Source organism: Martinezella paranaensis, from assembly GCF_014200235.1.
GTDB lineage: Bacteria > Pseudomonadota > Alphaproteobacteria > Rhizobiales > Rhizobiaceae > Rhizobium > Rhizobium paranaense.
In genome coordinates this window covers 1139129-1156738 of record NZ_JACHBI010000001.1, presented here as the reverse complement: position 1 = coordinate 1156738, position 17610 = coordinate 1139129, and the positions used below count along the sequence as shown (strand labels likewise).

The 17610-nt window shown below is 58.9% G+C and carries 19 protein-coding genes; 10 read left to right on the top strand and 9 right to left on the bottom strand.

All coding sequences use genetic code 11. The features are described 5' to 3' along the window. Positions 1-52: 52 nt before the first annotated feature. From GGD50_RS05625 to GGD50_RS05615, 3 genes are all read right to left on the bottom strand, one after another. Positions 53-793 (bottom strand): class I SAM-dependent methyltransferase, encoded by a 741-nt coding sequence (locus tag GGD50_RS05625; protein WP_107108020.1) that lies wholly within the window; start codon positions 791-793, stop codon positions 53-55. 347 nt (positions 794-1140) lie between these two features. Continuing rightward, complete coding sequence (locus GGD50_RS05620; RefSeq protein WP_107108019.1) at positions 1141-2217, bottom strand: D-alanine--D-alanine ligase family protein; 1077 nt, start codon at positions 2215-2217, stop codon at positions 1141-1143. A gap of 250 nt (positions 2218-2467) precedes the next feature. Then, positions 2468-3127, bottom strand: coding sequence for a dihydrofolate reductase family protein (locus GGD50_RS05615; RefSeq protein ID WP_107108018.1), 660 nt, complete (start codon positions 3125-3127; stop codon positions 2468-2470). A gap of 321 nt (positions 3128-3448) precedes the next feature. Between GGD50_RS05615 and GGD50_RS05610 the strand changes: the two genes are divergently transcribed. From GGD50_RS05610 to GGD50_RS05585, 6 genes are all read left to right on the top strand, one after another. Next, on the top strand, positions 3449-5338 hold the full coding sequence (locus tag GGD50_RS05610) for an ABC transporter ATP-binding protein (RefSeq protein ID WP_107108017.1): 1890 nt from the start codon (positions 3449-3451) through the stop codon (positions 5336-5338). Between the two features lie 2 nt (positions 5339-5340). After that, on the top strand, positions 5341-7242 hold the full coding sequence (locus GGD50_RS05605) for an ABC transporter ATP-binding protein (protein ID WP_107108016.1): 1902 nt from the start codon (positions 5341-5343) through the stop codon (positions 7240-7242). Between the two features lie 38 nt (positions 7243-7280). After that, positions 7281-7853, top strand: a complete 573-nt coding sequence (locus GGD50_RS05600) for a hypothetical protein (protein WP_107108015.1) — start codon at positions 7281-7283, stop codon at positions 7851-7853. A 236-nt stretch (positions 7854-8089) separates the two neighbouring features. After that, positions 8090-8596, top strand: a complete 507-nt coding sequence (locus tag GGD50_RS05595) for a winged helix-turn-helix transcriptional regulator (RefSeq protein WP_107108147.1) — start codon at positions 8090-8092, stop codon at positions 8594-8596. 20 nt (positions 8597-8616) lie between these two features. Then, the gene (fabF, locus tag GGD50_RS05590) at positions 8617-9882 is read left to right on the top strand and encodes a beta-ketoacyl-ACP synthase II (RefSeq protein ID WP_107108014.1); all 1266 of its coding nucleotides are present in this window, start codon (positions 8617-8619) and stop codon (positions 9880-9882) included. 118 nt (positions 9883-10000) lie between these two features. Beyond that, positions 10001-10426 (top strand): DUF4864 domain-containing protein, encoded by a 426-nt coding sequence (locus GGD50_RS05585; protein WP_107108013.1) that lies wholly within the window; start codon positions 10001-10003, stop codon positions 10424-10426. A gap of 53 nt (positions 10427-10479) precedes the next feature. On the opposite strand, the gene GGD50_RS05580 is transcribed toward GGD50_RS05585, so the two are convergent. The 6 genes from GGD50_RS05580 to coaD all read right to left on the bottom strand — a co-directional run bounded on the left by GGD50_RS05580 (position 10480) and on the right by coaD (position 15534). Continuing rightward, on the bottom strand, positions 10480-11253 hold the full coding sequence (locus GGD50_RS05580) for a cell wall hydrolase (protein WP_107108012.1): 774 nt from the start codon (positions 11251-11253) through the stop codon (positions 10480-10482). A 333-nt stretch (positions 11254-11586) separates the two neighbouring features. Further along, positions 11587-12717, bottom strand: coding sequence for a tRNA guanosine(34) transglycosylase Tgt (gene tgt / locus GGD50_RS05575; RefSeq protein ID WP_107108011.1), 1131 nt, complete (start codon positions 12715-12717; stop codon positions 11587-11589). 6 nt (positions 12718-12723) lie between these two features. Further along, positions 12724-13809, bottom strand: a complete 1086-nt coding sequence (queA, locus tag GGD50_RS05570) for a tRNA preQ1(34) S-adenosylmethionine ribosyltransferase-isomerase QueA (RefSeq protein ID WP_107108010.1) — start codon at positions 13807-13809, stop codon at positions 12724-12726. Positions 13810-13883: 74 nt separating this feature from the next. After that, positions 13884-14393 (bottom strand): peptidylprolyl isomerase, encoded by a 510-nt coding sequence (locus tag GGD50_RS05565; protein ID WP_107108009.1) that lies wholly within the window; start codon positions 14391-14393, stop codon positions 13884-13886. A gap of 27 nt (positions 14394-14420) precedes the next feature. After that, complete coding sequence (locus GGD50_RS05560; RefSeq protein WP_107108008.1) at positions 14421-14993, bottom strand: peptidylprolyl isomerase; 573 nt, start codon at positions 14991-14993, stop codon at positions 14421-14423. Positions 14994-15030: 37 nt separating this feature from the next. Further along, the gene (gene coaD, locus GGD50_RS05555; protein ID WP_107108146.1) at positions 15031-15534 is read right to left on the bottom strand and encodes a pantetheine-phosphate adenylyltransferase; all 504 of its coding nucleotides are present in this window, start codon (positions 15532-15534) and stop codon (positions 15031-15033) included. A gap of 126 nt (positions 15535-15660) precedes the next feature. Between coaD and GGD50_RS05550 the strand changes: the two genes are divergently transcribed. From GGD50_RS05550 to GGD50_RS05540, 4 genes are all read left to right on the top strand, one after another. Beyond that, positions 15661-15921, top strand: a complete 261-nt coding sequence (locus GGD50_RS05550; protein WP_246451047.1) for a hypothetical protein — start codon at positions 15661-15663, stop codon at positions 15919-15921. A gap of 131 nt (positions 15922-16052) precedes the next feature. Further along, positions 16053-16211 (top strand): hypothetical protein, encoded by a 159-nt coding sequence (locus GGD50_RS05545; RefSeq protein WP_181316044.1) that lies wholly within the window; start codon positions 16053-16055, stop codon positions 16209-16211. 40 nt (positions 16212-16251) lie between these two features. Next, complete coding sequence (locus GGD50_RS33220; RefSeq protein ID WP_280951160.1) at positions 16252-16386, top strand: hypothetical protein; 135 nt, start codon at positions 16252-16254, stop codon at positions 16384-16386. A 209-nt stretch (positions 16387-16595) separates the two neighbouring features. Beyond that, positions 16596-17486 (top strand): NAD-dependent epimerase/dehydratase family protein, encoded by an 891-nt coding sequence (locus GGD50_RS05540; protein ID WP_107108007.1) that lies wholly within the window; start codon positions 16596-16598, stop codon positions 17484-17486. Positions 17487-17610: the final 124 nt, after the last annotated feature.

Sequence of the window (17610 nt, the reverse complement as noted above, 5' to 3'; positions counted from 1 at the left end):
TTGAGCAGCTACGGTAACGGCAGGTCGGAACTTCAGTCGCTTGGCAGACCGCTTATGCTTCCAAGGCCATAACGACAATCCAGGCCTGCCATTTGGCGCCGGGGATTTTCAGCAGCGGCATGTCGATCTGCTTGCCGACCGCCCGGATCGCGGCGCCGAGCGGGCTTCTGCGAAACGGAATGGAGGCAAGCGTAGCAAGCGCAAAGAATTCCAAATCGCAATTCGAGAAATGTTTGCGCACGATCTCGAAGTCGGATTTCAACAATGGGTGTTCGTCGACGGTGCGCGCCGTGGGCGTCCAATTGCGATAGAGATTGATCACAGGGTTATGGCCGAGTGGCTCAAAGAAGAAGGCCTTGCCGCCCGGGCGCAGCACGCGTCGGACTTCGCCAAGCGCTTTTTCCAGGACGAGATGGTGCAGGATACCGCTACCGAAGACGACGTCGAAACCCGCTGATGGCAGATTCATGTTCTCCGCATTGTCGACCTGGAACGTCACGTTGCTGATTCCACGGCGAACCGCCGCATTCGTGGCCTGCTGAACAGCGACATCCGAAATGTCGATACCGGTGATCCGCTTGGCGAAACGAGCGAGACCGATGCTGCTCATACCGTTTGAGCATCCGTATTCCAGTACTTCTCTTCCCGGGCAAGCGGCCCTGGCCAGCCGCCAATAGGCGTCCATAGCGGGCTGGGCGGCGAAATAGAACGAGTCCTGCTTGCGTTCTTCAACAGCACCAAAGCGTTCATTGTGAAAGTCGCGCTCACGCGTCAAACGCGCATCATGGGTCATCCCGGTTTCCTCCCAGCTTGACCTAATGCGTCCAGGTATTTCCAAGGTCCTTAAGGGGCATCAGACCAGTTGCAGCCAACGGTAGATGGATCCTTGGTATTTGGAGGATAACACAACTAGAACCAGATATCCCAGCCCGTTGTGCATTCATTGTACGGCGTTGATCCTATCGGGGCGCCATAAGCGCAGTGAAATGAAGGGGTTCCACAGTCAATATAAGACCGCACATTTGTACGAGGGAACCCGATCCCCTACCCTCCAAGATAGGCATTTCGAGCCTTTTTTCGCCCATTGATTGTCAACCGCCGCAAGAAATTCAGAGGATTTGCGGCGGCACGGCGCCATGCTTATCGAGCGGCGCGTGCGAGCCCGTGCGCCACAAGCCGGTCGATGGTTTCAGCGTAGCTGACGCCGCTCGCTGCCATGGCTTTGGAATACATGCTGATATCGGTAAATCCAGGGATCGTGTTCAGCTCGTTGATGAGAAACTGCATGTCCGCGGTCAGGAAGAAATCAACGCGCGCCATGCCATCGCAGCCAACGGCCCGAAAAGCCCTGCCAGCCATCTCACGGATCCGGCGCTCGAGCTCCTCCGGCAGCTCGGCCGGCACTTTCAAAGCCGCACCTTTCTCGTCGATATACTTTGCGTCGTAGCTGTAGAAACCGTGGCTTTCCGCCGGCACGATTTCGCCGGGACGCGAAACGAAGAGATTGCCTGCCGTATCCTCGAGCACACTGCACTCGATCTCGCGGCCGCGGATGAACTCCTCCGCAAGCAGCTTGCGGTCATGCTTGAAGCCTTCAACCAGCGCCGCTTCATACTCGCCGGCCGTCGTAACCTTGCTGACGCCAACAGAGGACCCCTGCCGCGCCGGTTTGATGAAGACGGGTAGCCCGAGGCTGCGTTCCAGATCAGCGAAGGAGGGCCGGCTGTCTTCTAGAATGGTGACGGAATGCGCTGTCGCCAGCCCCACCTCCTTCAGGAGCCGCTTGGCGATGTCCTTGTCCAGAGCTGCGGCAGAGCCGAGAATGCCGCAGCCCACCAGCGGCACACGGGCGACTTCCGCAAGTCCCTGGGCCGAACCATCCTCGCCATGCGGTCCATGCAGGACAGGAAACAGGATATCGATCTTCGGCATTTCGTAGGCGCTGTCGGCGGCCGGAAGCGCAATCATTCGTCCGCGTCCACCGGGCACAAGGCAAACCTCCGTCCCGCTCTCCGGCGTCGATAGTTTGCCGTCTTCGAAGGAGCTCAAGAGCCACTTGCCCTCGCGGGTGACGAAGATAGGCACGGCATCATATTTGGCGGGCTGCAGAGCACGCATGACATTCGTCCCAGACAGCACCGAGACTGCGTGCTCGGCGGAGCGCCCGCCGAAAAGCAAGGCGATGCGCAGTTTCGAGGATGCTGCGGCGTCTGTCATAAATGTTCTCCGGAATGGTTCGGGTTGCGAGAGGCGAAAGACGACCGCAATGCCGTGGCTGGCGAAAATGCGGTGGAAGTGGCAGGCCGCATCGTCATCACCGATGTTTCCGGCTGAAGTACGGCAAAATCCGCCCCTTGCCGTCCGTCGCGTGCCGGATCAAACGCCATTCCAGTCGTTGCCGAATATTCCGGTCACCCCGCCATGCCCGACGGACGTAGGGCTGGCGGGATCCCGAGTCATTGGCCGGCTACTTCAAGCTTTCTCGGCGCCGAAGCTCGGCCTCGGACGGGTCCTTAAGGGCAAAGGAACCGGTCTTGATATCGCCGGCCGGCTGATAAGTTGCCATGATGACGCCGCTCGGAAAGGATTGGGAGCGGATGAGTTTCAGCGCGGCCGGAACCGTTCCTTCGCCGAAAAGCTTTTTGCCCTTGCCGAGCAGCAGAGGGAAGATCAGCACGGTGTATTCATCGATCAATCCGTGGCGAAGCAAGGTCTGAATGAGATCGCTGCTCCCCTGGATCAGAAGATCCGGCCCCTCGCCTTTCTTAAGCTCGGTCAGCGCTGCCGGAACGTCAGTGCCGAGTGATCGACTGTTATTCCAGTCAAGTGCGGTGTCGCCGCGGGTCGCAACATATTTTGTGACCTTGTTGAACAACACGGCGATGGGATCGTCTTCGCCGGCATAGGGCCAATGTGCGGCAAAAATGTCGTAGGTCTTGCGGCCAAGCAGCAGATCGAACGGCTTGTCGAATATCTGATCCAAGGCCGCACCTGTTGCTTCGTCGAAATAGTGGAACGTCCAGCCGCCGAACTGGAATCCGCCGCCGGTTGGATCTTCTTCCGGAGCGCCCGGCGCCTGCATGACGCCGTCGAGGCTGACGAATGTGGCTGCGATGATCCTGCGCATGATGTTCTCCTTGGATTTGGGTTTGTCGATCCGAGGACGTTTCTCCTCGGGTGAAACCGACAGGAGCTTGGAATTTTGTCTGAAACTCTTCGTCGGCAATCCCTGCCGCGCTAGCCCCATGTCCGAGCGCAAATTCGCGGCGCCGCGGCATAGCCGAACACCCTCATCACCGAACACGCAATCTAACGCCCAGGTGGCACTTGTGACCAATTGACTCTTGAATGACGGGCTGGAATCGGCGACATTCGTCCTACCAATGTTCCCTTTGCGATCCGAACCCGATTTCGGGCCCGCCTCGTTCAAAAATGCCTGGATAAGAGCGTGAGCAGCGATTCATCAAGAAGCGCGGCGAAGCCATTGGCTTCGTTGGCGCATGTCAATGCGGCTGGTTGGGGTCGAGGTCTCTCCACCATCGTGCGGATCACGCATATGACGCTACGCCATCCCTGGCAAACCGGTCTGGCGATCGGCTCGACGTTCGTTGCGGCGACGCTTCAGCTCCTGATCCCACGCCTGCTCGGCCGTGCAGTAGACCAGACGCAAACGGTGATTGCCGGCGGCGCGGCCGGCCAGCTCGCGGAAAACGCGCTGGTGACCACCGCTTTGCTTCTGCTGGTCGTCAGCATCATGCGTGGCCTTTTCACGATGGTGCAGAACTATTACAGCGAATCTGTCGGGCACCATATGGGCTATGAGTTGCGGCTCGCTTGCTACGAAAAGATCCAGCAGCTCTCCTTCAGCTTCCACGACAAGGTGCATTCGGGCGATCTCATCACCGTCGGCCTTTTGGATCTCGAAGGCGTGCGCATGTATTTTTCGACGGCGCTGGTACGCATGATACTGCTCACCATGCTGATCGGCGTTGGCGCCTATATGCTGCTGTCGACGGATGTCCTGCTTGGGCTTCTGGCACTGAGCTTCGTGCCCTTCGTTGCCTGGCGCTCCTCCGTGACGCAGCTAAGATTGCGTGCGACCTGGCTCGACCTCCAGGAACGGCTTTCGGTGCTGACCCGCGTGATGGAAGAGAACCTTGGCGGCATTCGCGTCGTGCGCGCGTTCGCCGCACAGGCCCATGAACTGATGAAGTTCGACAGGGCGTCGCACAATGCGCTTACCCTCGCCCACAAACGCGTCGGCATCCGCGTCGCCAATACCAGCGCCATGAACTTTTCCTTTTTCGCAGCCATGGGCCTCATATTGTGGGTCGGCGGCAGCAAGGTGATTGCGGGCGAGATTAGCGTCGGTACCCTCGCCTCATTCCTGACCTTCATGACCATTCTGCAGATGCCGGTGCGCCAGCTCGGCCTGATGGTCAACGCATTTGCCCGCGCTTCGACCTGCGGGTCGCGGCTGTTCGCTCTGCTCGACCTCGACATCGCCATCAAGGATGCTCCGGACGCCAAGCCGCTTGTCGTCAAGGACGGCGTTCTGCGCTTCGAAAATGTCGGCTTCACCTATCCCGGCCCGGAAAAGCGCCCCGTCCTCAGGAATATCAGCTTCGAGGCGCGGCGCGGCGAGACGATCGGCATCGTCGGCCCACCCGGCAGCGGCAAATCCACCATTGCCCACCTGATTCCGCGCTTCTATGACGTCACATCCGGCCGCATCACTATCGATGGCCAGGACATCCGCAAGGCGACGCTGCAATCGCTGCGCCAGTCGGTTGCCGTCGTGCAGCAGGACTCCTTCCTGTTCACCACCAGCATCGAAAACAATATCGCCTATGGCGATCCCTGGGCGAAGGAACAGCGCATCGAGCGCGCCGCCGAATCCGCACAACTGCACAACTATATTCTCGGCCTGCCGGCCGGCTATACCACCGTCGTCGGCGAACGCGGCGTGTCGCTTTCCGGTGGCCAACGCCAGCGTTTGACGATCGCGCGTACGCTGATGCTGAAGCCGGCAGTGATGGTGTTCGACGATTCCACCGCGGCGATCGACGCGGCAACCGAGCAACGCATCCGCAGCGCCATGAAGCGTTTTGCCCGCGACCGGGTGACCCTCATTGTCGCCCATCGGCTGAGCTCGCTGATGCATGCCGACCAGATCCTGTTTATCGAAGACGGTGAGATTGTCGAGCGCGGAACCCATGAGCAGCTTTTGGCCGCCGGGGGACGGTACAAGGCGCTGTACGACCTGCAGGTTCGCCCGGACGACGACGACGCGAAAGTGTCTAGCGACAGGGTCGCCGAGGCGAAAAGGAAGGCCTGACAATGTCGGAAACCATGGAAACCGAGCGCAACGACGTGCGCGAGGACGGGCGGCGCCCTCCCCGCGCCGTGGTCGGCTCCCATCGCGTCGAGGAAGAGATTTTCGGCAAGGTCTTCGATGGCAAGATCATCCGCCGCATTTGGAGCTTCGTCGGCCCCTATCGCCGCCAGATCTACATCTCGGTCGGCGCCGTGCTTCTCTTCACCGGGTCGCAGATCATCATCCCGCTCGTTATCCGCTATGCGATCGACCATGGGATGGCGGCTGGCGCTGTCAATTATTCGGCACTTTGGCTGGCCTTGGCGATCTTCGCCGCAGCTATTCTCGTCAACTACGCTGCAAGCTACGTGCAGGAGACCTTTGTCGGCGAGGTAGCGGAAGAAGTGCTCTTCGATATCCGCCGGGCGATGTTCGCGCATATTCAGCGGATATCGCTCTCCTTCATGGACAAGACCGAGGTCGGGCGGCTGATGTCACGCCTGCAGGGCGACGTCAACTCCATGCAGGAATTCCTTGAAACATCAGTGCTTTCCGTCGGCGATATTGCCCTGCTCTTCGGCATCATCGTCGTCATGCTGTTGCTCGATTTCCGGCTTGGTCTGCTGACGCTGTCGGTCATGCCTATCCTCTTCGTTGTCCGTCTTTTCTGGCTGCCGAAGGCGCGTGTCGCTTTCATGAACGCGCACGAGACAAATTCCGTCACCAGCGGCGCATTGGCCGAGGCGATCCACGGCGTACGCGCCGTTCAAGGCATGCACCGGCAGAGCGTCAATTTCGGCCTCTTCGACGATAAGGCCTATACCAATCTCAAGGCGCATCTGACTGCGGCGAGATACGCACAGATCATGGTGCCGATCGTCGATACGCTGACGGGCATGGCCATGGCCATCGTCATCATCGTTGGCGGGTCGATGGTACTGAACCATCGGCTCGATGTCGGCGTCATGGTCGCCTTCCTGTTCTACATTCAGCGCTTCTTCGACCCTATCCGCTCGCTCACCATGCAATATTCCGTCATGCAGCGCGCCATGGCCTCCGGCCAGCGGCTGACGGATGTGCTTGACGTGCCGATCGACATCCAGGATGCGCCTGATGCCAAGGTGCTGTCGTCTGATATGGACGGCTCGGTCGAATTCCGCGATGTCGTCTTCGGCTATAATTCGAAGCATCCGGTGCTGAAGAATGTCAGCTTCAAGGTCAATCCCGGTGAGACCGTGGCGCTGATCGGGCCGACCGGCTCAGGCAAGTCAAGCTCCATGGCCCTGATCCATCGTTTCTACGACGTGCAGCAGGGACAGGTGCTCGTTGGCGGCCATGACGTGCGCTCCCTCACCCAGGATTCGCTTGGCCGACAGATCGCCATGGTGCTGCAAGAGCCATTCCTATTCACGGGCACCGTGCTGGAGAACATTCGCTACAACAAAGCCGAGGCGACGCGTGAGGAGATCATCGAGGCTGCAAAGGCAGTGGGCGCGCATGAGTTCATCATGCGGCTTGCCGACGGCTACGACACCGTTCTCGGCGAGCGTGGCGGTGGCCTGTCGCTCGGCCAGCGCCAGCTCGTCAGCTTTGCGCGCGCCCTCATCGCCGACGCGAAAATACTCGTGCTCGACGAAGCCACAGCGAATATCGACAGTTACACCGAAATGCTGATCCAGAAGGCGCTGGTGAAGCTGCTCGAGGGACGCACCGGCCTCGTCATTGCCCATCGCCTCGCCACCATCCGCGAGGCTGATCGGATCATCGTGCTGCAGAACGGCCAGTTGATCGAGAGCGGCAATCACAATCAGCTCATGGCCAACGGCAAGCTCTATTCGAAGCTCTATAATCTCAACTACGCCTCGTTCGACGATATTCCCGAAGAGGAAGTCGTGGCATCTGTGCCAGTGGAATCGCGTACCTAGCAATTCCTTTTAAAACCGAACACATGGAGATTTAAGAGTTGATCACATTTTTCAGACGCTATGCAAAAGCGTCGCTGTCGATACTGTGGAGAGTTTTTCAGATCGTACTCATTGGAGGAGTAATATTTAACGGCGCTCCAGATCAGATATTTCAACACTTCTTCGGACTTACGGAATTCGGCATAAAGCTCGAACCGGTCTTGCGAGCCACATATTTCGCACTGATCTTCCTCATGCTTGCCTTCTGGAGATCCCTTGCCAGAACAATATTGTTCGAGAAAAGCTCATTATTTGCGGATGAGGTGTGGCGCGAAATCTACTTGATGCTTTTTGCCTGGGCATTGGTGTTAGCAACGCTAGACGCATTCTTAGCTCTGTATGCGCCAACCGAGATTTGGCTCGGCATTGTCCGCTCAACACCGTTTCTCTTATTATTGATCTATATTTTTCTCATTTCCTTCAGATACCAAGGAAAACTCAAGCCCATTGCAGACGTTCACGCATCTCCGCAAGACGCGGAATTGGCAACATACGGTTCACCCATGGGCATTGGTGGCATTGCGCCTTCGGCAAAAAGCGGAGCCGACTTGCATGATTCAGGAGATGGCTGAGGAATGGAAAGTGGCGGACGCGGTTAGGTGGATTGCCAGAATAGAGCTTTTTTAGGTGCATTTCCGTCTGCCATCCTCGCAAATGCGAGGTCCATAATATGTTCTTTTACGTGGCCGGAATCTCGGCTTTGGGCCGGCTAGGCTATTTTCGGTATTTACGCTGTGCAGCGGGACACCGCGCCACTCGAGCCTAGTGACTTGCATGATGATAGTCACTCATGCTATTCGCCTCGGCCATGCAGAGAACAAGCTTCAGTGCCTTCAAATGTCCCGCCGCCCGTGCGCTTGAAAGCGTCGGCGATTGGTGGAGCATTTTGATCCTGCGCGATGCGCTGCAGGGGCTGACGCGGTTTGATGAATTCCAGAAGAATCTTGGCGTTGCGCCGAATATCCTCACGCGCCGGCTAAAACATCTGACGGATGAAGGTTTGTTCGAGCGCCGCCTCTACAGCGAGCGGCCGCCGCGCTACGAATATGTGCTGACAGAAAAGGGGCGCGACTTCTTTCCTGTTCTCATGGCGCTGTTTACCTGGGGCAACCGGCATTTGCCGCCCGGGGAAGTGGCAATGCGTCTGGCCGACCCGGCGACGGGCGAGGATCGCGATCCCCTTCTGATCGACCGCGTGACCGGACGCGCCTTTCATCCCGAAGACACGATTCTGGTGCCCGGACCGGCGGCCGATGAGGCTGTCCACGAACGGATAGCGCAGATGAAGGCTTGGTTCCTGGGCTTCGACGCCTGATAAAATAGGAGTACCCGACTATGGATCGAATCGTCGTAACGGGCATGGGCCTGGTTTCGCCACTGGGCGTCGGTGTCGACGCCGCCTGGAAGCGGCTGATCGAAGGACGCTCGGGTCTTAGGCTTCTGCCGGAGACAATGGTCGGCGATCTTGCCGCCAAGGTCGGTGGTGTCGTACCGACCCTGGAAGAGGATAGCGAAGCCGGCTTCGATGTCGATCGCTACGTGCCGGTGAAAGACCAGAAGAAGATGGATCGCTTCATCCTCTTCGCCATGGCGGCCGCCGAAGAAGCGATCAAACAAGCCGGTTGGCAGCCGACCAATCCCGAAGAGCTAGAACGCACTGCCACGGTCATCGCCTCCGGCATCGGCGGCTTTCCGGCGATCGCCGATGCTGTACGCACTGCCGAGACGCGCGGCGTGCGGCGGCTCTCGCCCTTCACCGTCCCCTCCTTCCTCGTCAATCTGGCGGCCGGCCAGGTCAGCATCCGCTATGGCTACAAGGGGCCGCTCGGCGCGCCGGTGACGGCCTGTGCGGCAAGCGTCCAGGCGATCGGCGATGCGGCGCGGCTCATCCGTGCCGGCGAAGCCGATGTGGCGATCTGCGGCGGTGCGGAGGCCTGCATCGACAAGGTCAGCCTCGGCGGCTTTGCGGCGGCGCGCGCACTCTCCACCGGCTTCAGCAACCGACCCGAAGAAGCCTCCCGTCCCTTCGACGTCGGCCGCGACGGTTTCGTCATGGGCGAAGGCGCCGGCATGCTGGTGATCGAGACGCTGGACCATGCTCTGGCGCGCGGCGCTGTCCCGCTTGCCGAACTCGTCGGCTACGGTACCGCCGCCGATGCCTATCATATGACAGCCGGCCCGGAAGATGGCGACGGTGCGCGCCGGGCGATGCTGGCGGCTCTTTCTCAAGCCCGCATTTCGCCCGGTGAGGTCCAGCATCTCAACGCGCATGCCACCTCCACACCGGTTGGCGACCGCGGCGAGATGGAGGCGATCAAGACGGTGTTCGGCCGCGATGGCGGCATCGCCGTCAGCGGCACGAAGGCGGCGACGGGCCATCTTCTGGGTGCGGCCGGCGGCCTGGAAGCGGTCTTCACCATCATGGCATTGCGCGATCAGATTGCGCCTCCAACTCGCAATCTGCAGGAGGCGGACGCGGCGGCTCAGGGCATCGATATTGTCGGCGCGACCGCGCGACCGATGGCAATGGAATATGCCATTTCCAACGGTTTCGGGTTCGGTGGCGTGAATGCCAGCGCTCTGTTCCGCCGCTGGCATTAGTCGGGCTTGGCTTCGGCGACCATCGGACCATAGGCGCTGATGCCGGCGCCCCTCAGTCGTCCCTTCTGCGAAGGCTCAAAGCGCGCTATGCTCTCCCGGATATTGCCGGAGATCGTCCATGCGCGCCTTATCTCTCGCAGCCGCCTTCTGCATCACCCTCGCCTTCGCGCCGGCCGCACGAGCGGAAGATCCGGTGCAGTCGGCCCAGACGCTGATTCAGCAACAGATCGAAGCTTTCCTGCGCGATGATGCGGCTTCGGCCTATTCCTTCGCTGCACCCGACATCCAGGCGCTCTTTCCGGATAAGGACACCTTCTTCGCAATGGTGAAGAGAAGCTATCAGCCGGTCTACCATCCCGGCAACTACGCCTTCGGCAAGAGCCGCGCCCTCGACAACGGCGCTGTCGTCTATCAGGAAGTGCTGATCACCGGCACGGACGGCAAGGACTGGACGGCGATCTATCAGATCACCCATCAGCCCGATGGCAGTTACAAGATAAACGGCGTGCAGATCCTGCCGAACACGACGAGCGAGGGAATTTGACCGGAGTTGCGTCTGCTAACATCGATCAAATCCCCATCACGCTTAGATGAGCTTTAGCCGCCCGCCTTGATGAAACTGACGGGCTGAACCGTCGCCCCATCAAACGCAGGCCGGGGTAAGGGAACGGCTACGCTAGACGTTGGCGTTGCGCTGATACTTGCAGTCGTCATCGGATCCGGCTTTGGGATCGGGATCTGGTCTGCAGTTGGCAACAAAATCGGAAATTGCGTTGTCGCGACCGTTTTCACAGGCACGTAGTTCATCGCAACTTCATAGGCCGGCAGCGGCGCCGGCGTTTCAAGTGCCCCGTCCTGCCCGCGTTTCTCATAGAAAGCGTTTCCGCCGGCCACGGCAACATAGTGCATGTTATTGTAAGGGAACTTCAGGCCCTCGGTATGGAAGAACATAGCATCCTTTACGTCCGGATGCCGTTGTCCGCCGAGAACCGCCGATGCCGCTTGGTCGAGCTCGGGTTCGGCCAGATCGCTGACCACCCTCGTCATGACTCCCGGCGCAAATTGCCTTTGTTGCGAGACTACGCCGCAGATTGACGGCGGATAAGCGCCCGAGGTCAACCTGTTCATCACGACCGTTCCTACTGCCAGGTATCCGGCATGGTCCGAGTGCTCCGACTCGAAATACATGGCCCGTTTCAAACAGTCGCGATCTTTTGCGGTGTAGTTGTAAGTTACCTTCGTCGGTCGAATGGACTTGGAAGAGTTGTTGCTGGCCGAGGGTGCTTTCGCCACCGTCGTACAGCCCGTGGCCGCCAATCCGACAAAAATTAGTCCGGAAAGACAGGTCCCCAATGCGCGTTGCGCCCTCAACGGCAGGTGCCTCCTATTTTATTAGTGAGCCCTTATCGATTAAGTGGGATGCTTTGTAGCCGAAGTTCTAAGGAATTTCAAACGTAAAGCATCAAAAAATGGCCAGCGAATCTTATCATCGGCGAACGATGTTTATTTCGATTCACTGTTTTTCCAAATGCTTTTATATTGCGGCATCATCATGGCCCGCTTGGGAAAGGTCGGCACATTTCCGCCGCACTTCCTCATTTAAAAATCGAGAATTACACCGTACCCTATTGGTATAATTTACTATTTTTTTAAACCTGCGAACGGAAGACATTAGCCGCATTTACGTTCAACGGCGAAAAATTTTTACACCGGCTCCAGATCGCCTCTCGCCCAATTCTCCTGGGTCTCGGCCATGAAATCGGCAAAGCGGCCTTCGGCGATCGCCTGGCGGATGCCCTGCATCAGCTCCTGGTAGTAGGAGAGATTGTGCCAGGAAAGCAACATGCCGCCCAGCGCCTCATTGGCGCGGACGAGATGGTGCAGGTAGGCGCGGGAATAGTCGCGCGAGGCCGGGCAGTTCGATTGATCATCGAGCGGGCGCATGTCCTCGGCGTGCCGGGCATTGCGGATATTCACCTTGCCGCGACGGGTGAAGGCCAGGCCGTGGCGACCGGAGCGGGTCGGCATCACGCAATCGAACATATCGATGCCGCGTGCGACGGATTTCAGAATATCGTCCGGGGTGCCGACGCCCATGAGATAACGCGGCTTCTCCTTCGGCAGTTCGGGAAGGGTGATCTCGAGCATGCGCAGCATGACTTCCTGCGGCTCACCGACGGCAAGGCCGCCGACCGCATAACCCTTGAGGTCCATGCCGCTCAGCGCCTGCGCGGAACGGACGCGAAGCTCCGGAACGTCACCGCCCTGCACGATACCGAACATGGCTTTGCCGGGCTGATTGCCGAAAGCCACCTTGCAGCGTTCCGCCCAGCGCAGCGACATTTCCATCGCGCGCTCGATTTCCTTGGGCGTCGCCGGCAGCGCCACGCATTCGTCGAGCTGCATCTGGATGTCGGAGCCAAGCAGGCCCTGGATCTCGATCGAACGCTCCGGCGACATATGATGCGTGCTGCCGTCGACATGCGATTTGAAGGTAACGCCCTTCTCATCAAGCTTGCGCAGGCCGGAGAGCGACATCACCTGGAAGCCGCCGGAGTCGGTTAGGATCGGGTGCTGCCAGCGGATCAGTTCGTGGAGGCCGCCGAGACGGGCGACGCGCTCTGCGGTCGGGCGGAGCATCAGGTGATAGGTATTGCCGAGGATGATGTCGGCACCGGTCTCGCGTACCTGATCGAGATACATGGCCTTGACGGTACCGACCGTACCGACCGGCATGAAGGCCGGCGTGCGGATCGCGCCGCGCGGCATGGAAACTTCGCCGAGACGGGCGCCGCCATCGGTCTTCTTCAACTGGAACTGAAAGCTCTCGCTCATTTCGTCTTAGTCTTTCCGGTAGAGCAGGCTGCCATCGCCATAGGAATAGAAGCGATAGCCTGTCTCAATAGCATGGGTGTAGGCCGCGCGCATGGTATCAAGGCCGGCAAAGGCCGATACCAGCATGAACAGCGTCGAACGCGGCAGATGGAAATTGGTCATCAAAAGATCGACCGCCTTGAATCGATAGCCGGGCGTGATGAAGATCCCGGTCGCGCCATGCCAGGGCTTGATCGTTCCATCGTCGCCAGCCGCACTTTCGATCAAGCGGAGCGAGGTCGTGCCGACGCAGACGATGCGCCCTCCCCGCGCCTTCACGGCATTCAGCTTCGTCGCCGTCGTCGCGTCGACATAGCCGATCTCGAAATGCATCTTGTGATCTTCGGTGTCGTCGGCCTTGACCGGCAGGAAGGTGCCGGCGCCGACATGCAGCGTCACGAAATGCCGCTCGACGCCCATGGCATCCAGCGCGACAAACAGCGACCGGGTGAAATGCAGCCCCGCGGTCGGGGCAGCGACGGCGCCCTCCTCGCGAGCGTAGATCGTCTGGTAGTCGGCGCGGTCGCGCTCATCCTCGGGGCGCTTGGCAGCGATATAGGGCGGCAGCGGAATATGGCCGACAGTGGCGATCGCCTCATCCAGCGCCGGACCGGAAAGGTCGAAGCGCAGCGTGATCTCTCCACCCTCGCCCTTCTCCTCCACCACAGCATCAAGTGCACCAAGGATGCAGACATTTTCGCCATGGCCGAACTGGATGCGATCGCCGATCTTGATACGCTTGCCCGGCTTGGCAAAGGCTTTCCAACGGTCGGGTGCCGCGCGCATATGCAGCGTCGCCGACACCTGCTGGCCGGGCGCGCCATCGCGATGACGAATGCCTTCCAACTGAGCCGGGATGACCTTTGTGTCATTGAAGACGACAGCGTCGCCCGGTCGTAGGAACGACGGCAGATCGCGGATCTGATAGTCGCGCAGAGTCGCTTCACCACCATTCGGATCGACGACGAGCAGGCGCGCGCTGTCGCGCGGCTCGGCGGGCCTCAGCGCAATGCGCTCATCCGGCAGGTCGAAATCGAAAAGGTCAACGCGCATTCAGGCAATCTCAGCAAAGCGAAACCCGCCCCCAACGCCGAAGCGCGAGAGGCGGGCTTCAGGAATAATCACGATCAGACGTCGGCGGCAACCCGTGCGGATACGATCGAATCCGGATCACGCACCGGCTCGCCGCGCTTGATCTGGTCGACGAATTCCATGCCGGAGATAACCTGACCCCAAACGGAGTACTGCTTGTTCAGCCACGGAGCATCGGCAAAGCAGATGAAGAACTGCGAGTTGGCCGAGTTCGGGTTCTGCGAACGGGCCATCGAGCAGGTGCCGCGAATGTGCGACGTGGCGGAAAATTCAGCCTTCAGGTCCGGCTTGGAGGAGCCGCCCATGCCGGCGCGACCGGGATTGAAGCTTTCGCTGCCCTGCTTGCCATACTGAACGTCGCCGGTCTGGGCCATGAAGCCGTCGATGACGCGGTGGAAAACGACGCCGTCATAAGCCTTCTCGCGGGCAAGTTCCTTGATGCGGGCGACATGCTCGGGCGCTACCTGCGGCAGCAACTGAATGACGACCTGACCCTTGGTGGTTTCCAGGATGAGGGTGTTTTCGGGATCCTTGATCTCAGCCATTTTCGTTTCCTCTTCTCTTCTCGAATCTTACTTCTTGCCGACCGTAACCTTGACCATGCGGTCGGGGTTGCTCACTTCGCCGTTCTGGCCTTCGCCGCGCTTGATCTTGTCGACCAGCTCCATGCCGGAAACGACCTTGCCGACGACCGTGTACTGGCCATTCAGGAAGTCGCCGTCACCGAACATGATGAAGAACTGCGAGTTGGCGGAATTCGGATCCTGGGCGCGGGCCATGCCGACCGTGCCGCGCTTGAACGGAACCTTGGAGAACTCAGCCGGAAGGTTGGGCATATCGGAGCCGCCGGTACCGGCCTTCTGGGGATTGTAGCCCTTCGACATGTTGCCGTACTGCACGTCGCCGGTCTGGGCCATGAAGCCGTCGATGACACGATGGAAGGCGACGTTGTCGTATGCACCCTTCTTCGCCAGCGCTTCGATCTGCGCGACATGCTTCGGAGCAACATCCGGCATCAACTGAATGACGACGGGACCATCCTTGAGCTGGATCGTCAGAAAATCGTCGGCCGCTGCCGAGAAGGCGCTGCCTGCGAAGGCGGCGAGGCTGAGAAAACCTGCCAATGCGAGATGAAAGAGTTTCATGGGTGCTCCGTTCGGAAGATGAATTTCGGCCAGTCTTTTATTGGACCGTATCTTTTAACTTGCCCATCAGGGCTTCAAGAACCGCTGCTGGCACGAAAGCGCTGACATCGCCGCCCATGGATGCGATCTGCCGCACCAATGTGGCGGTTATAGGCCGCGATGCCGTGCCGGCCGGCAGAAACAGGGTCTGAATATCGGGCGCCATCTGGCGGTTCATGCCCGCCATCTGCATTTCATAGTCGAGATCGGTGCCGTCGCGCAGGCCACGCACCAAGAGACTCGCGCCATGCTTGCGAGCCGCATCGACCACCAGATTGTCGAAGGCGACGACGGAAATATCGCCGACCTTCTGCGGCAGCGCCTCGGCGAGCGATCGGGTGATCAGTTCCGCCCGCTCCTCGAAGGAAAAAAGCGGTTTCTTGCCAGGATGAATGCCGATCGCGACGATAACCTTGGAGGCGACGTTCAGCGCCTGCACGAGGACATCCAGATGTCCATTGGTCATCGGATCGAAGGATCCAGGATAAAAGGCTGTCGTCATACCAAACCGGCCCATTGTTTCGACGCCTTTTGTCACGGATGGGCCGGTATCGCAAGTCATTTACAACCCCTTGGCTGCCTCTGAACAGCAGATGAATGCGGCGTTCAAGCCCGTTTCAGATCAACAATGCTTTATTCGCATCAACATCGAAACGGGCCGCTTTCATCGGCCCACCGCCTCCGGCTTAGGGAAGATCAGGCCATGTTGGTCCTCATTGTTGCAGTTGCCATTATCGGCTCTTTCGTCGTCGAATACCTCGTTCATCTTTTCGCGGACAACTACGAAATAGAATGGGCGCCCCAGGCCGACACCACCAATTCTGCACAAGAAATCGTCATTGCCATGCGTAAAACGCATCGCGAAATCGCGAATCTGAACGCCAGATGAACAAGGCATTCAAGGTCGCTTCAGACGGACGTTGGTAAACAGAGGCTCAACATCAGGCGGAACCAATCACCAGCCGCTGCGTTAAAGCCCGAACCTTAGATTTGCTCATTGCGGTAAGAAGGAAACAGAGTATGCCCGATAAGATCACCCTTATTAATGTTGTTTGGATGACCGTAATTTCGGGAATGCTTGCAGCGACAATCGCTCTCTATGATCAAAAGCCTGACCAGTCGAAGATCTACGGTCCCTTTGCTTCGGCTCGTCCCTTCGTTACCACCAGCCAGTATTAAGGGATCTGAACGCTAGTTCCACGAGAGGAAGGGAGCGATCATGTTCACGATATTAACGGTGCTTACGCTCTTCATCAGCAGCATGTTCGTTGTGTCCGTCGCGTCCACAATCTCAGCGCTCCATCGCGAAAGCGAAGAGAGCAAGAAGCTGAACAAGCACCATAAGGCGCTTTGAACGACAAAGTATTCCGATATCTCCCCATCCCGAGTGCGGCCCTCCAATCGCTCGGGGTAATTTGAACCGGACGCTCCCCCAGCGTCCGGTTTTTTGTGCCCATTACACCGCGAGCCTCTTACCGCTGCCGCAAGATGCTGGTTTGCGCGAAGACACGCGGCAATCGCGTCAAACGTGCTATGGCTATTCAGTTTTCATAGGGGATCGACGTGCGCATTGTTCTTACCGGCAGCTCAGGGCGGCTCGGCCGTGCGATCTTCAACGCTTTGGCGCCAAATCACGCGGTTGTAGCGGTCGATCGCTCACCGTTTTCGACAACGCATCTCGTCGGAGATTTTGCGGATGCGGTGCTGTTGCGCGAAGCGCTGACGGGCGCGGATGCGATCGTCCATTGCGCAGCCCTGCACGCGCCTCATGTCGGAACGATCTCCGATGACGAGTTCCATCGCGTCAATGTCGAAGGAACACGTCTGCTGGCTGAGGCATCCTTGGCAGCCGGCGTGAAGCGACTGGTCTTTACCAGCACGACGGCGCTTTACGGCCACACGGTTCTTCCGGGCCGCTGCACGTGGATCGACGAAGACACCGTGCCACAACCCAGAAGCATCTATCATCGCACGAAGCTGGAAGCCGAGCGGATATTGGAGGATATGGCCGGCCCGGATCTGCAAGTGCGGATTTTGCGCATGTCTCGCAGCTTTCCAGAACCGGCAAATGTAATGGCTGCCTATCGGCTGCATCGCGGCGTCGATATCCGAGATGTCGCGGATGCTCATGCTGCGGCACTGACGAACAACGGTGATCATTTTCAACGGCATATCATCTCCGCCGGCACGCCATTTATACCAGAGGATTGCGAGGCGCTCGCCGTCGATGCGGCCTCCATCATCAAATTGCGCGCGCCAAGGCTTGCCGCCGAATTCACGCGACGAAGCTGGCCTTTGCCGCAAAGCATCGATCGTGTTTACGCATCGAAATCTGCAGGCACCGCCCTCAGATGGCACTCGCGCTTCGGCTACGATGAGATTTTCGCACAGTTGGAGCGAGGAAGCCTGGAGGTTCTTCCTCCCTTTTCCCAAAGCAACAAGCAATCGGAATAGGAACTACCGCGATCATTCGGCAAGCTCTGCTTGGGCTATGCCCCAAAAACAATCGCATGAGCCTGTGGTGAGGCTCATGCGATTGAAAACATTCCATTGGTACTTACGAGCGCCTGTTAGGCTG

Coding starts and splice junctions, on each gene's coding strand:
- GGD50_RS05550 (WP_246451047.1), top strand. CDS start 15,661: ATGCTTTATTCGCATCAACATCGAAACGGGCCGCTTTCATCGGCCCAC.
- GGD50_RS05565 (WP_107108009.1), bottom strand. CDS start 14,393: ATGGCTGAGATCAAGGATCCCGAAAACACCCTCATCCTGGAAACCACC.
- GGD50_RS05545 (WP_181316044.1), top strand. CDS start 16,053: ATGCCCGATAAGATCACCCTTATTAATGTTGTTTGGATGACCGTAATT.
- queA (WP_107108010.1), bottom strand. CDS start 13,809: ATGCGCGTTGACCTTTTCGATTTCGACCTGCCGGATGAGCGCATTGCG.
- GGD50_RS05620 (WP_107108019.1), bottom strand. CDS start 2,217: ATGACAGACGCCGCAGCATCCTCGAAACTGCGCATCGCCTTGCTTTTC.
- GGD50_RS05605 (WP_107108016.1), top strand. CDS start 5,341: ATGTCGGAAACCATGGAAACCGAGCGCAACGACGTGCGCGAGGACGGG.
- GGD50_RS05615 (WP_107108018.1), bottom strand. CDS start 3,127: ATGCGCAGGATCATCGCAGCCACATTCGTCAGCCTCGACGGCGTCATG.
- GGD50_RS33220 (WP_280951160.1), top strand. CDS start 16,252: ATGTTCACGATATTAACGGTGCTTACGCTCTTCATCAGCAGCATGTTC.
- GGD50_RS05595 (WP_107108147.1), top strand. CDS start 8,090: ATGCAGAGAACAAGCTTCAGTGCCTTCAAATGTCCCGCCGCCCGTGCG.
- GGD50_RS05625 (WP_107108020.1), bottom strand. CDS start 793: ATGACCCATGATGCGCGTTTGACGCGTGAGCGCGACTTTCACAATGAA.
- tgt (WP_107108011.1), bottom strand. CDS start 12,717: ATGAGCGAGAGCTTTCAGTTCCAGTTGAAGAAGACCGATGGCGGCGCC.
- GGD50_RS05560 (WP_107108008.1), bottom strand. CDS start 14,993: ATGAAACTCTTTCATCTCGCATTGGCAGGTTTTCTCAGCCTCGCCGCC.
- GGD50_RS05585 (WP_107108013.1), top strand. CDS start 10,001: ATGCGCGCCTTATCTCTCGCAGCCGCCTTCTGCATCACCCTCGCCTTC.
- fabF (WP_107108014.1), top strand. CDS start 8,617: ATGGATCGAATCGTCGTAACGGGCATGGGCCTGGTTTCGCCACTGGGC.
- coaD (WP_107108146.1), bottom strand. CDS start 15,534: ATGACGACAGCCTTTTATCCTGGATCCTTCGATCCGATGACCAATGGA.